The following is a 13,623-nucleotide window of genomic DNA, read 5'->3' as shown; positions in this document are numbered from 1 at the left end:
GGCGGGTCGGTCGCCGCAAGCAGCAGGGGTTGGGTGGCTGACGGCTTTCGTGCATCATGCAGGGCAGGCCTTGGATACGAGTGAGCGCGATGCTGGACGAGCTACTTCGCCGAATGAGCAACCACCAACCTGCAACCCTGGAATCGGATCGGCGGTTCCCGGAAGCGGCGGTACTCTTGCCCATTACCCGCAGCGAAGTACCTGAGCTCGTGCTGACCCTGCGTGCCAAGGGGCTTTCGACCCACGGTGGCGAAGTCGCATTCCCGGGTGGCCGGCGCGATCCCGAAGACCCGGACCTGGTCTTCACCGCCCTGCGCGAGGCTGAAGAAGAAATTGGCCTGCCGCCGGGGTTGGTAGAGGTGCTTGGCCCGCTCAGCCCCCTGATATCTCTGCATGGCCTCAAGGTAACGCCGTACGTCGGCGTCATTCCCGACTTCGTCGAATACCGCCCCAACGATGCCGAGATCGCGGCGGTGTTCACTGTTCCGCTGGAGTTCTTTCGCCAGGACCCACGTGACCATACCCACCGCATCGATTACCAGGGCCGCAGCTGGTATGTGCCCAGTTACCGCTACGGCGAATACAAGATCTGGGGGCTGTCGGCAATCATGATCGTCGAACTGGTCAACCTGTTGTTCGACGCCGGAATCTCCCTGCACCATCCCCCTGTACGTCCTACCGACAAACGAGCAGGGCCCACCCTGCCATCTGCACACCAGCCTGAGGAGCAACCATGAAATATCGCCTGGGCGACCTGCGGGTCGAGACTCATCCCACCAGCTGGGCTGCGCCCAACGCCACGCTCATCGGCAATGTCCGTCTCCAGGCCCATGCCAGCGTCTGGTTCGGCGCTGTGCTGCGTGGCGACAACGAGCTGATCGACATCGGTGAAGGTAGCAACGTGCAGGACGGCACCGTGATGCATACCGACATGGGCTCGCCCCTGACCCTGGGTAAAGGTGTGACCGTTGGGCATAACGCCATGCTTCATGGCTGCACGGTGGGCGACTACAGCCTGATTGGCATCAACGCCGTCGTGCTCAATGGTGCGCGTATTGGCAAGCACTGCATCATCGGCGCCAATGCCCTGATTGCCGAGGGCAAGGAAATTCCCGATGGCTCTCTGGTCATGGGCTCGCCCGGCAAGGTGGTGCGCGAGCTGACCGAGCAACAGAAACGCATGCTCGAGGCCAGCGCAGCGCACTATGTCCATAACGCCCAGCGCTACGCAAAGGAACTGGTGCCCGACGATGAGTGAGGTGAGCGAGCGCCCCGTGGCGTCCCCGTGCGTCAATATCTGTGCCCTGGATGAGCAGGATATCTGTACCGGCTGCCAGCGCAGCGTTGCAGAGATCGGCCAGTGGGGCCGGATGAGCAACGACGAGCGGCGTGGGGTGCTCAGGCGCTGCCACGAGCGCGCTACCGAAGCCGGGCTGGTGCTCTAGCGGTCCTGCGGTTGCCTCCCAGGGCGGGCGACGGTAATCTGTGCCGCTTGCCCAAAGACTACCCGCCATGCTCTTTCTGATTGCCTATATCAGCAGTGTCGTGCTGATCAACTACGCCTTCTCCAGCGCCCCGCACCTGGACGTCATCTGGTCCGCCTGGGGTGGCCTGGTCTTCATCCTGCGCGACATGGTGCAGACCCGCTTCGGGCATGGGGCACTGGTGGCCATGCTGGCGGCCCTGGTGCTGTCCTACGTCACCTCCGAACCCGCTATCGCCCTGGCCAGCGCCACGGCGTTCTTCGTCTCCGAGCTGATCGACTGGCTGGTCTTCAGCGTCACCCGACGCCCGCTGCGCGACCGGCTGTGGTTGAGCTCGGCCTTGAGCATCCCGGTCGATACGTTCATCTTCTTCGGCATGATCGGTGCGCTCACACCCATGGTCATCGGTACCGCCATGGCGTCGAAGTTCGCCGGCGTCACGGCCGTCTGGCTGGCCATGGCATTTCGCGCCCGACGGGCTGCCGTGGCGGGCTGATGGTGTAGAATAGCGGTCCTTTTTCAGCGGGTGGTGCCGAGTCAGGCGCGGCCCCGGATGCCTTCGAGGACCTGAAATGACCCGTATCGGAACCCCCCTGTCGCCGACCGCGACCCGTGTACTGCTCTGTGGCTGTGGCGAGTTGGGTAAGGAAGTGGTGATCGAGCTCCAGCGCCTGGGTGTGGAAGTGATCGCCGTCGACCGTTACGCCGACGCGCCGGCCATGCAGGTGGCCCACCGCAGCCACGTGGTCAACATGCTCGATGGGGTGGCGCTGCGCGCTGTCATCGAGGCCGAGAAGCCGCATTACATCGTGCCGGAAATCGAAGCCATCGCCACCGCCACGCTGGTGGAGCTGGAAAACGAAGGCTTCAACGTGGTGCCCACTGCACGCGCCACGCAACTGACCATGAACCGTGAAGGCATTCGTCGTCTGGCTGCCGAAGAACTGGACCTGCCCACCTCGCCCTACCACTTTGCCGACACCTACGAAGACTATGCGGTGGCTGTCGCCGATGTCGGCTACCCCTGCGTGGTCAAGCCTGTGATGAGCTCGTCCGGCAAGGGGCAGAGCCTTCTGCGCAGCGATGCCGACCTGCAGAGCGCCTGGGCCTACGCACAGGAAGGTGGGCGCGCCGGCAAGGGGCGGGTGATCGTCGAAGGCTTCATCGATTTCGATTACGAGATCACCCTGCTGACCGTGCGTCATGTCGGGGGCACCACCTTCCTCGAGCCGGTTGGGCACCGTCAGGAAAAAGGCGACTACCAGGAGTCCTGGCAGCCGCAGGCCATGACCCCCAAGGCGCTGGCCGAGTCGCAGCGGGTTGCCAAGGCGGTCACCGATGCCCTGGGCGGGCGAGGGCTGTTCGGTGTCGAGCTGTTCGTCAAGGGCGATCAGGTCTGGTTCAGCGAGGTGTCGCCACGCCCGCACGACACCGGCCTCGTCACCCTGATCTCCCAGGACCTGTCGCAGTTTGCCCTGCATGCCCGCGCCATTCTCGGGTTGCCGATTCCGGTAGTGCGCCAGTTCGGTCCAAGTGCTTCGGCTGTCATCCTTCCGCAGGGGCACTCGAAGCAGACCGCCTTCACCAATCTCGGCGCTGCGCTGAGCGAGCCGGATACCGCGATCCGCCTGTTTGGCAAGCCTGAGATCAGCGGCACTCGTCGCATGGGTGTTTGCCTGGCCCGTGACGAATCCATCGAAGCGGCGCGCGCCAAGGCGACCCGTGCGGCCCAGGCCGTGCAAGTAGAGTTCTGATAGGCCGTTGGGGCCGCTCAGGCGGCCCCAACGCTCCTGCTATGAGGCCACCCTGAGCGTCCTAGAGCTCGGTATTGCGCGTCTCCTTCAGGCACAGCACGGCAATCAAGCTGATCACGGCCGCCGCTGAAACATACCCGCCCACCCAACTCAGGCCGCCCATGCTCACCAGCTTCTGAGCGAAGAACGGCGCTGCCGACGCGCCCACGATACCGCCCAGGTTATAGGCTGCCGAAGCGCCGGTATAACGCACATGGGTCGGGAACAGCTCTGGCAGCAAGGCGCCCATCGGCGCGAAGGTCACGCCCATCAGGAACAACTCGATGGTCAGGAACAGCGCCACGCCCGTGGTCGAACCCGAGGTCAGCAGCGGTTCCATGGTAAAGCCCGAAGCCACGGCCAGCAGGCCGCCGACGATCAGCACAGGCTTGCGTCCGTAGCGATCGCTGAGCCAGGCCGACAGCGGCGTCGCCAAGGCCATGAACACCACCGCAAAGCACAACAGCCCCAGGAACGTTTCACGGCTGTAGCCCAGCGTGCTTACGCCGTAGCTCAAGGAAAAGACGGTGGAGATGTAGAACAGTGCGTAGCACACCACCATGGCGGCGGCACCGAGCAAGGTCGGGCGCCAGTGCTTGGCGAACAGGTCCACCACCGGCAGCTTCACGCGCTCCTGGCGGGCCACCGCCTTGGCGAACACCGGGCTTTCCTCGAGCTTCAGGCGCACATACAGCCCCACCAGGACCAGGGCGGCGCTGAGCAGAAACGGTATGCGCCAGCCCCACTCGCGGAACTGTTCGTCGCTAAGCGTCAGTGCCAACGTGAGGAACAGGCCATTGGCTGCCAGAAACCCGATCGAAGGGCCTAGTTGTGGGAACATCCCGAACCACGCCCGTTTACCGTGCGGTGCATTTTCGGTGGCCAGCAGTGCCGCACCGCCCCATTCGCCGCCCAGCCCCAGCCCTTGGCCAAAGCGCAACAGGCAAAGGATGATCGGTGCCCACACACCAATGCTGTCATACCCCGGCAAAACGCCGATGGCGGTGGTGGAAACGCCCATCAATAGCAGTGAGGCAACCAGGGTGGACTTGCGTCCGATACGGTCGCCGAAGTGACCGAACAGTGCTGAGCCCAGTGGCCTGGCCAGAAAGGCGATGCCAAAGGTCAGGAAGGCCGCCAGCATCTGGGCAGTGCCGGACCCGGACGGGAAGAACACCGGCCCGATGACCAATGCGGCTGCCGTGGCGTAGACATAGAAATCGTAGAACTCGATGGCGGTGCCGATGAAGCTGGCAGTGGCAACCCGCGCGGGCGAGTTGACCGGCGCGGCAGGTGCGCCGGCGTAGGTGCTGGTTGTCATTCAAAGGTCCCTGGCAGTCTGGGGCAACGCCATGGTGCTCTGTCAGCCTGCAACGGACACACCGATTGCAGCCGGCTGAACAGCGGTTCGCATGGCGCTGGCGCGATTGTTGTTGTGTTCGCCTGGCTGACGATAGCCCAAGGGGATAGGGGCGGGCGGACACTGCTCAGGATGGTGAAGCAGGGCCGCAGGGCGTTTCAGCGAAGCGGACTGACCGTGGAGCGCCGAGTGCGGGTAGCAGGCGGGACGGCAGGGCTGGGTAAGCGTTGCCCGAGTATAGCTATCGGGTTGCCGTCCATACCAGTACCTTGCTGGCGCAATTGTCTTCGGTTTCAAGGATTTCCAGGCGATAGCGGCCGATTTTCAGGCACACCGCACTCTCCGGGATGCTTTCCAACGCTTCGGTCACAAGGCCGTTGAGGGTCTTTGGTCCGCCATCGCACGGCAGGTGCCAACCCAAGCTACGGTTGATCTCCCGCAGCGAGGCCGTGCCGTCGATGACATAGGTACCGTCAGGCTGCTTGTGCACATGGGGATTGCCCAGGCTCTGGTCATCTTCGAACTCGCCGACGATTTCCTCGAGAATGTCTTCCAGGGTGACGATACCCAGTACTTCACCGTACTCATCCACCACCACGCCCAGGCGCCGCTGCTGCTTGTGGAAATTGAGCAACTGCAGGTTCAAGGGCGTGCTTTCGGGCACGAAATAGGGCTCGTAGCACGCCTGGCGCAGTGCTTCGAGGGTCAGCTCGGCCTGCGGCAACAAGTGGCTGATCAGCTTGGTGTTGAGGATGGCTTCAACCTGGTTGATGTCGTTGTGATACACCGGCAGACGGGTGTGGCGGCTGACGATCAGTTGCTCGATGATGCGCGCGATCGGCTCGTCGAGGTTGATGCCATCGACCTCGTTGCGCGGCACCAGAATGTCGTTGACGGTGATCTTGTCCAGCGACTGGATGCCGTCGAGCAAGCCTCGCCGTGGTGTTTCCGGGTGCTCGTCGTCTTCGAAGGCGTCGGCTTGCTCGGGGTGCAGGGCGACTGCTGCGGGCTGCTTGCGCAGCGGGCGCAGCAGCAGCTTGGCGCAGCCGTCGAGTACACCGGCCAGCGGTTGCAGCAGTACCAGTGGCGGCTTGAGCAAGGCGCCCAGGCTGACGAAGACGTGCGGGTTGCGTCTGGCCAACCGACGCGGCAGGTACTCGGCGAACACCAACAGAACGGCAGCGGCAGCAAGGCCTGCCTGCCACAGGCCATTGTCACCGCCTTGGCGCAGCCCGATCAGGCAGGCCAGCGCCAGCACCAGCCATTTGCCCAGGCTGGCGCCCAGGACCAGGGCAGGGCCCGAGAGCTTGGATGGGTTGTCATTCTCGCCGCCCGACACCATCGTGTGCAGGCGTGCGGCCTCGATGGCGGTGAGCAGTGCAGACCACAGCAGGGCGATTGCCGAGGTGCCGAGAAGAGGTGCGTACGGCAGGATGTTCATGTAAGGCCGTCAGATGTGCAGGATGAATTCGCGAACCAGCTTGCTGCCGAAATAGGCCAGCATCAGCAGGCAGAAGCCTGCCAGGGTCCAGCGGATGGCCTTGTGGCCCCGCCAGCCCAGGCGGGTACGCCCCCACAACAATACGCTGAACACGACCCAGGCCACGCAGGCCAGCAACGTCTTGTGCACCAGGTGCTGGGCGAACAGGTTGTCAAGGAACAACCAGCCGGACACCAGCGACAGGGACAGCAGGCACCAGCCTGCCCAGAGAAAGCCGAACAGCAGGCTTTCCATGGTTTGCAGTGGCGGGAAGTTTCGAATCAGGCCTGAGGGGTGCTTGTGCTTGAGTTGATGGTCCTGGACCAGCAACAGCAACGACTGGAACACGGCGATGGTGAACAGCCCGTAGGCCAGAATCGACAAGAGGATATGGGCAAGAATGCCCGGTTCCTCATCGATCAGCGGCACGGTCCCCGGCGGCGCGAATTGGGCCAGCAGCGCAGTGACCGCACCGAGCGGGAACAACAGCACCAGCAGGTTCTCCACCGGGATGCGCAGGCATGCCAGCAAGGTCAGGGCGATGACGGCCACGGCGATCAGGCTGGCGGCACTGAAGAAATCCAGGCTCAGGCCAAGCGGGGTGATCAGCTGGAAGAACAGCGCACCGCCCTGGGCGATCACGGCAATGGTGCCCAACAGACCGGGTAGCCGTTTGTCGATCTTGCGGCCCTTGGCCAGGGATGAGCCCTGGTAGATGGCCGCGACGATGTAGAGCGCAGCGGCAATCAGGTTGGGGATGAGGCTGGGAGAGGAGACCATAAGTCCTGGTGGGCGAGCCTTAAAGAGACGGAGTTTGGCATAAACCGCGCCGCTCTAGGAAGACTGACGGGCGCGCAAGGCGGAGGCGGCGCAGGCACGGGGCAAACCCACGTCGCGACTGGCGAGTGCCACTGAAGGTGTGCGCGGTCGCTTCACTTCGCTATAATCGCCGCCTTGCTGTGCCTGGCGGGTGTGCATTTCCCCGCGGGCGCCTGACAACCTCGGCTTTTACTGGGCCAGAAAGGATCATCATGTTCGAAAACCTGACCGACCGCCTGTCACAGACGCTGCGCCATGTCACCGGCAAGGCCAAGCTGACCGAAGACAACATCAAGGACACGCTGCGCGAAGTGCGCATGGCCCTGCTCGAGGCCGACGTTGCCCTGCCGGTGGTGAAGGATTTCGTCAACAGCGTGAAGGAGCGTGCCGTCGGCACAGAAGTGTCGCGCAGCCTCACCCCAGGCCAGGCATTCGTCAAGATCGTCCAGGCCGAACTCGAAAGCCTGATGGGGGCGGCCAACGAGGACCTAGCGCTCAATGCCGCCCCGCCTGCCGTGGTGCTGATGGCCGGCCTGCAAGGTGCGGGCAAGACCACCACCGCCGGCAAGCTGGCGCGCTTCCTTAAAGAGCGCAAGAAAAAGAGCGTGATGGTGGTGTCTGCCGACGTCTATCGTCCCGCGGCTATCAAGCAGCTCGAGACCCTGGCCAACGACATCGGCGTCACCTTCTTCCCGTCCGACATCAGCCAGAAGCCGGTCGCCATCGCCGAAGCCGCCATTCGCGAAGCCAAGCTCAAGTTCATCGATGTGGTCATCGTCGATACCGCAGGCCGTCTGCACATCGACGCCGACATGATGGACGAGATCAAGGCCCTGCACGCCGCGGTCAAGCCCATCGAAACGTTGTTCGTGGTCGATGCCATGACCGGCCAGGACGCCGCCAACACCGCCAAGGCGTTCGGGGAAGCCTTGCCGTTGACCGGCGTGGTGCTGACCAAGGTCGATGGTGATGCGCGTGGTGGTGCGGCGCTGTCGGTGCGCGCCATCACCGGCAAGCCGATCAAATTCATCGGCATGGGCGAGAAGAGCGAAGCGCTCGAGCCGTTCCACCCCGACCGGGTGGCCTCGCGCATCCTGGGCATGGGCGACGTGCTCAGCCTGATCGAGCAGGCCGAGCAGACCATCGACAAGGCCAAGGCCGACAAGCTGGCCAAGAAACTGAAGAAGGGCAAGGGCTTCGACCTTGAAGACTTCCGTGACCAGCTTCAGCAGATGAAGAACATGGGCGGCCTGGGCGGGCTGATGGACAAGCTGCCGAGCATCGGCGGCGTCAACCTGTCGCAGATGGGCAATGCCCAGGGCGCTGCCGAGAAGCAGTTCAAGCAGATGGAGGCGATCATCAACTCCATGACGCCGGCCGAGCGCCGCGATCCCGACCTGATCAGCGGCTCGCGCAAGCGCCGCATTGCCCTAGGCTCCGGTACCCAGGTGCAGGACATCGGCCGGCTGATCAAGCAGCACAAGCAGATGCAGAAGATGATGAAGAAGTTCTCCAGCAAAGGCGGCATGGCCAAGATGATGCGAGGGCTCGGCGGCATGCTGCCGGGCGGCGGCATGCCCAAGCTGTGAAGTTTTCGGGGCAGACCGTCTTCGTGCCGGCCCCTCACCCCGCGCAAGCGGGACAACGGTCGCGATTTTCGCGGCTTACGCAGCAAGTCTGGACGGTCGGGCAAGCTTCGACCGAAAAAGTCATTTGCAAATGTCCGTGTATTCCTTGAGAATATGCGGCCTTTTGGGCACCCGTGTGCCTATTTGGCATTCAGATTTGCAGTACCAACTGCAGCACCGACTATAGGAACGATGTTCACATGGTAACCATTCGTCTGGCCCGTGGCGGCTCGAAAAAGCGCCCTTTCTACCACCTGACCGTGACCAACTCGCGTAACGCCCGTGACGGCCGTTTCGTTGAGCGCGTAGGTTTCTTCAACCCGATCGCTGCTGGCGCCGAAGTCAAGCTGTCGGTCAACCAAGAGCGCGTCACCTACTGGCTGAGCCAGGGCGCACAGCCGTCTGAGCGTGTTGCTCAGCTGCTGAAGGACGCTGCCAAGGCTGCCGCCTGAGCAATATGAACGCGACGCCAGAAAAGGCTGACGACCTCATCGTCGTTGGCAAGATTTTTTCGGTTCACGGCGTTCGCGGCGAGGTGAAGGTGTATTCCTTTACCGATCCGATTGAAAACCTGTTGGATTATCCAAGCTGGACGCTTCGGCACGAAGGCAAGGTAAAGCAGGTCGAGCTGGTCAGCGGTCGTGGCTCCCAAAAGGGCCTGGTCGTGAAACTGAAAGGTCTCGAGGATCGTGACGAAGCCCGTCTTCTGAGCGGTTACGAAATCTGCATTGCGCGGAGCCTTTTGCCCAACCTGGCCGCCGATGAGTACTACTGGTACCAGTTGGTAGGTCTGAAGGTCATCAACCAGGACGAACACCTGTTCGGCAAGGTCGATCATCTGTTGGAGACCGGTGCGAACGATGTAATGGTGGTCAAGCCGTGTGCAGGCAGCCTGGATGATCGCGAGCGTTTGTTGCCCTATACGGCGCAATGCGTGCTCGATATCGACCTGGATGCAGGCGTGATGCGGGTTGAGTGGGACGCGGACTTCTAATCGATGGGTAACCTTCGCGTAGACGTCATCACGTTGTTCCCCGAGATGTTTTCGGCCATCACGGAGTACGGCATTACCAGCCGCGCGGTGAAACAGGGGTTGCTTCAGGTAACGTGCTGGAACCCGCGGGACTACACCACAGATCGTCACCATACGGTAGATGATCGGCCGTTTGGCGGTGGTCCTGGCATGGTGATGAAAATCAAGCCTCTGGAAGATGCCCTGGTCAACGCCAGGCAGGCAACCGGAGCTGCGGCGAAGGTGATCTATCTCTCGCCACAAGGCCGCAAGCTGACTCAGCAGGCGGTCAAAGGCCTGGCCGAACAGGAATCATTGATCCTGATCGCCGGTCGTTATGAAGGCATCGACGAGCGTTTCATTGAAGCTCATGTCGATGAGGAGTGGTCGATTGGCGACTATGTGCTTTCCGGTGGCGAGCTGCCGGCCATGGTACTGATCGATGCGGTTACACGGCTGCTGCCCGGAGCTTTAGGGCATGTGGACTCGGCGGAAGAAGACTCTTTCACCGATGGTCTGCTTGATTGCCCGCACTACACCCGACCTGAGGTGTATGCGGATCAGCGTGTTCCCGACGTGTTGCTTAGTGGCAACCATGCACACATCCGGCGTTGGAGAATGAAGCAGTCCCTTGGTAGGACCTTCGAACGACGCGCCGATCTTCTGGAAAGTCGCTCGCTTTCTGGAGAAGAGAAGAAGCTGCTCGAGGAATACCTCCACGAGCGGGACGATAGTTAAACGTATCGATGGTGGATCACGATCCATCTTAGGAGCACAGCATGACCAACAAGATCATCCAGCAGCTCGAAGCCGAGCAGATGAGCAAGGAAATCCCGACCTTCGCACCCGGCGACACCGTTGTCGTTCAAGTTAAAGTGAAGGAAGGTGAGCGTTCCCGTCTGCAGGCGTTCGAAGGCGTCGTTATCGCCAAGCGCAACCGTGGTCTGAACAGCGCCTTCACCGTGCGCAAGATCTCCAGCGGCGTTGGTGTAGAGCGTACCTTCCAGACCTTCAGCCCACAGATCGACAGCCTGGCCGTGAAACGTCGTGGTGACGTGCGTAAAGCCAAGCTGTACTACCTGCGCGATCTGTCCGGCAAAGCCGCTCGCATCAAGGAAAAACTGTCCTGAGTACAGTTTGCCCGGCGGCCCAGGTCGCCTAGCGAGAAAGAAGCAGCCTTCGGGCTGCTTTTTTGCGTTTTGAACTTCGTACAGGTGACAGCCATGACCACCCGAGACCAGGAAATTCAGCGCCGCACCGAGCTTTCGGTCACCCGCGTGACCAAGGCGGTGTTCCCCAACACCACCAACCATCACAACACCTTGTTCGGTGGCACGGCCCTGGCGTGGATGGACGAAGTGTCCTTCATCGCGGCCACGCGTTTCTGCCGCTTGCCGTTGGTGACTGTTTCCACCGATCGCATCGACTTCAAGCACCCGATCCCGGCGGGCTCAATCGTCGAGCTGGTGGGTACGGTGATCAAGGTAGGCAATACCAGCTTGCAGGTGCAGGTGGATGTCTTCGTCGAAAACATGTATCTCGATGGCCGGGAGCGGGCGATTCACGGCGTCTTCAGTTTCGTTGCCATCGACGAGGACAAGCGTCCGGTGCCGGTACTGCAGGAAATATCAAAACCTGCATAGGCAAGGCGTCGCCGGAGCGCCGCTCCCGCACGAAATTCGACAGGCTTCTTGCCAGTGCCAGTGCCAGTGCCGTTGCTTTAGCTTTTGCTTCTAAGCGCGCGGTAGCCCAGGCACCGCAGATCGCGACTTCAGGAGGCCGAGCGCAGGGCTTGCGCAGGGAGGTGACAGGCATGGATGCCTGTCAAGCGCTGGGCCCCAGGATGGGGCCTGCAGCGCGGTCCTCCCGGGAGCAAGCCCGGAGCGAGGGAACCCCGGAGCGCAGCGCAGGGGCCGGATGATAGGAGCAGGCGGTTTTTGCTTACTTTTTGCCAAGACAAAAAGTGAGCCGCCGTAAGGGCGGAAGGGTGACTGTGCGCCCCCCTCGCCAATGAATACCAACTTGCCACATACGCCCAAGCTAAGGCGCCAAGGCCCCAAGGCGCTCAAACGTTCATACCGATTATTTAATCTCACCGCGCCCCCTTCGCCGCCGGTCCATAAAAACCCGCGAACCTCGATAAGCACTGCAAGCCAGCCCACCCCAAATACAGACAACCCGCCAATCGCTATGAAACACTACCGCCCCCACAGCCGCAAATAGCCCCCAGCATGCCCGCCCTGGACCACCCGCTCATCGATCAATTCCTGGACGCCCTGTGGCTCGAAAAGGGATTGTCCGACAATACTCGCACCTCTTACCGCAGCGACCTCGCCCTGTTCAACGGCTGGCTACAAGCACACTCGGTCAACCTCCCCGATGCGGGCCGCGAACTGATTCTCGACCACCTGGCCTGGCGCCTGGACCAAGGCTACAAGCCGCGCTCGACCGCACGTTTCCTGTCCGGGCTACGCGGTTTCTTCCGCTACCTGCTGCGCGAAAAGCTCATCGCCATCGACCCGACGCTTCAGGTAGACATGCCACAACTGGGCAAACCGCTGCCCAAGTCGCTGTCCGAGGCCGATGTGGAAGCCTTGTTGCAAGCCCCGGAGCTTGGCGAGGCCATCGGCCAGCGCGACCGCGCCATGCTCGAAGTGCTGTATGCCTGCGGCCTGCGCGTCACCGAGCTGGTCAGCCTCACGCTCGATCAGGTCAATCTGCGCCAGGGCGTACTCAGGGTGATGGGCAAAGGCAGCAAGGAGCGGCTGGTGCCCATGGGCGAGGAGGCGGTGGTGTGGCTGGAGCGCTACCTGCGCCACGGCCGTGCCGAATTGCTCAACGGCCGTCCCAGCGATGTGCTGTTCCCTAGCCTGCGCGGCGAGCAGATGACCCGGCAGACCTTCTGGCATCGCATCAAGCACCATGCCCAGATGGCGGGCATCGACAAGGCCTTGTCGCCGCACACGCTGCGACACGCATTCGCCACGCACCTGCTCAACCACGGTGCGGACCTTCGCGTGGTGCAGCTGTTGCTGGGCCACAGCGATTTGTCGACCACGCAGATCTACACCCACGTGGCCAAGGCACGGTTGCAGCAACTGCACGCCGAGCACCATCCACGCGGATGAATGTTTTTCATGTTCGCCCAACCGGCAGTCTGCGGCGGCTTCAAGCCAGGCGTGATGTGGTAGGCTTGGGCGGTTAGCACCAAGGGCCGCCCAGTCACCTCGTCGTTTTACTCAGGTGACGCTCTGCGGCCCCTGTCCGCCCTCAGGAGTATCCATGCGCGTGACCCCGTTTTTCGCCGCCGCCGCCTTGGCGCTGGCCAGCACCTTTGCCGTGGCTGCGGCGCCCGATACGCCAGTCGGCGCCGAGCAGGCCATTCGCAAGTCATTGCAGAACCTGTCCCTGGAAGTGCCTGTCGAGAGCGTGGCCAGCAGCCCGGTCAGCGGCCTGTACGAAGTCAAGCTGCAAGGCGGGCGTGTGCTGTACGCCAGCGCCGATGGCCAGTTCGTGATGCAGGGCTACCTGTTCCAGATCCAGGACGGCAAGCCCGTCAACCTGACCGAAAAAGCCGAGCGCCTGGGCATAGCCAAGCTCATCAATGGCATTCCGGCAGGTGAGATGGTGGTGTATCCGGCCAAGGGCGAAACCAAGTCCCATATCACCGTCTTCACCGACACCACGTGCCCGTACTGCCACAAGCTGCATGCCGAAGTGCCCGAACTCAACCGCCGCGGTATCGAAGTGCGTTACGTCGCCTTCCCGCGTCAGGGCCTGGGCTCGGCCGGCGACCAGCAATTGCAGGCGGTGTGGTGCTCCAGCGACCGTCGCAAAGCCATGGACAAGATGGTCGAGGGTGATGAAATCAAGGCAGCCAAGTGCACCAACCCGGTCAGCAAGCAGTTCCAGCTGGGGCAGTCGATCGGCGTCAACGGTACACCGGCCATCGTGCTCGAAAATGGCCAGGTGATTCCGGGTTACCAGCCTGCACCGCAGGTCGCCAAGCTGGCGCTTGCCAAGTAATACAGTTCTATACGCCGTCGT

The 13,623-nt window shown here is 62.3% G+C and carries 16 protein-coding genes; 13 read left to right on the top strand and 3 right to left on the bottom strand.

Annotated features, from left to right (window positions below):
* Positions 1-80: 80 nt before the first annotated feature.
* The 5 genes from NMB38_RS16915 (at position 81) to purT (ending at position 3,238) form a co-directional block, all read left to right on the top strand.
* On the top strand, positions 81-737 hold the full coding sequence (locus tag NMB38_RS16915; protein WP_494354843.1) for a CoA pyrophosphatase: 657 nt from the start codon (positions 81-83) through the stop codon (positions 735-737).
* Positions 734-1,258, top strand: coding sequence for a gamma carbonic anhydrase family protein (locus tag NMB38_RS16910; RefSeq protein ID WP_023533654.1), 525 nt, complete (start codon positions 734-736; stop codon positions 1,256-1,258). Before NMB38_RS16915 ends, NMB38_RS16910 begins: the two co-directional genes overlap by 4 nt.
* Position 1,259: 1 nt before the next feature.
* Positions 1,260-1,445, top strand: coding sequence for a DUF1289 domain-containing protein (locus NMB38_RS16905; RefSeq protein ID WP_371920335.1), 186 nt, complete (start codon positions 1,260-1,262; stop codon positions 1,443-1,445).
* 67 nt (positions 1,446-1,512) lie between these two features.
* A complete protein-coding gene (locus NMB38_RS16900) occupies positions 1,513-1,980 on the top strand; it encodes a VUT family protein (RefSeq protein ID WP_023533643.1) in 468 nt (155 codons plus the stop codon).
* Positions 1,981-2,056: 76 nt separating this feature from the next.
* Complete coding sequence (purT, locus tag NMB38_RS16895; protein WP_028686921.1) at positions 2,057-3,238, top strand: formate-dependent phosphoribosylglycinamide formyltransferase; 1,182 nt, start codon at positions 2,057-2,059, stop codon at positions 3,236-3,238.
* A gap of 61 nt (positions 3,239-3,299) precedes the next feature.
* Here purT and NMB38_RS16890 read toward each other — a convergent pair whose 3' ends face one another.
* The 3 genes from NMB38_RS16890 to NMB38_RS16880 form a co-directional block, all read right to left on the bottom strand.
* Positions 3,300-4,598, bottom strand: a complete 1,299-nt coding sequence (locus NMB38_RS16890) for an MFS transporter (RefSeq protein ID WP_049695507.1) — start codon at positions 4,596-4,598, stop codon at positions 3,300-3,302.
* Between the two features lie 280 nt (positions 4,599-4,878).
* Positions 4,879-6,078 (bottom strand): transporter associated domain-containing protein, encoded by a 1,200-nt coding sequence (locus NMB38_RS16885; protein WP_128610238.1) that lies wholly within the window; start codon positions 6,076-6,078, stop codon positions 4,879-4,881.
* A gap of 9 nt (positions 6,079-6,087) precedes the next feature.
* Complete coding sequence (locus NMB38_RS16880) at positions 6,088-6,897, bottom strand: cytochrome C assembly family protein (protein ID WP_027913819.1); 810 nt, start codon at positions 6,895-6,897, stop codon at positions 6,088-6,090.
* Between the two features lie 251 nt (positions 6,898-7,148).
* Between NMB38_RS16880 and ffh the strand changes: the two genes are divergently transcribed.
* The 8 genes from ffh to NMB38_RS16840 all read left to right on the top strand — a co-directional run bounded on the left by ffh (position 7,149) and on the right by NMB38_RS16840 (position 13,602).
* Positions 7,149-8,525, top strand: a complete 1,377-nt coding sequence (ffh, locus tag NMB38_RS16875) for a signal recognition particle protein (RefSeq protein WP_023533651.1) — start codon at positions 7,149-7,151, stop codon at positions 8,523-8,525.
* Positions 8,526-8,764: 239 nt separating this feature from the next.
* Entirely contained in the window at positions 8,765-9,016 is a 252-nt protein-coding gene (gene rpsP, locus NMB38_RS16870) for a 30S ribosomal protein S16 (protein ID WP_023533649.1), read from the top strand.
* Positions 9,017-9,021: 5 nt separating this feature from the next.
* Positions 9,022-9,558 (top strand): ribosome maturation factor RimM, encoded by a 537-nt coding sequence (gene rimM / locus NMB38_RS16865; RefSeq protein ID WP_027913820.1) that lies wholly within the window; start codon positions 9,022-9,024, stop codon positions 9,556-9,558.
* 3 nt (positions 9,559-9,561) lie between these two features.
* On the top strand, positions 9,562-10,314 hold the full coding sequence (gene trmD, locus NMB38_RS16860; protein ID WP_023533658.1) for a tRNA (guanosine(37)-N1)-methyltransferase TrmD: 753 nt from the start codon (positions 9,562-9,564) through the stop codon (positions 10,312-10,314).
* A 41-nt stretch (positions 10,315-10,355) separates the two neighbouring features.
* The gene (gene rplS / locus NMB38_RS16855; protein ID WP_023533640.1) at positions 10,356-10,706 is read left to right on the top strand and encodes a 50S ribosomal protein L19; all 351 of its coding nucleotides are present in this window, start codon (positions 10,356-10,358) and stop codon (positions 10,704-10,706) included.
* 93 nt (positions 10,707-10,799) lie between these two features.
* The gene (locus NMB38_RS16850) at positions 10,800-11,219 is read left to right on the top strand and encodes an acyl-CoA thioesterase (RefSeq protein ID WP_027913821.1); all 420 of its coding nucleotides are present in this window, start codon (positions 10,800-10,802) and stop codon (positions 11,217-11,219) included.
* A 588-nt stretch (positions 11,220-11,807) separates the two neighbouring features.
* Positions 11,808-12,704, top strand: a complete 897-nt coding sequence (xerD, locus tag NMB38_RS16845) for a site-specific tyrosine recombinase XerD (protein WP_027913822.1) — start codon at positions 11,808-11,810, stop codon at positions 12,702-12,704.
* A 154-nt stretch (positions 12,705-12,858) separates the two neighbouring features.
* Positions 12,859-13,602, top strand: coding sequence for a thioredoxin fold domain-containing protein (locus NMB38_RS16840; protein ID WP_027913823.1), 744 nt, complete (start codon positions 12,859-12,861; stop codon positions 13,600-13,602).
* Positions 13,603-13,623 lie beyond the last annotated feature (21 nt).

It is taken from the genome of Pseudomonas sp. FBCC-B35 (genome assembly GCF_059133755.1).
The sequence above is the reverse complement of the archived record's forward strand: the minus strand, read 5'-3'. Positions and strand labels throughout refer to the sequence as shown.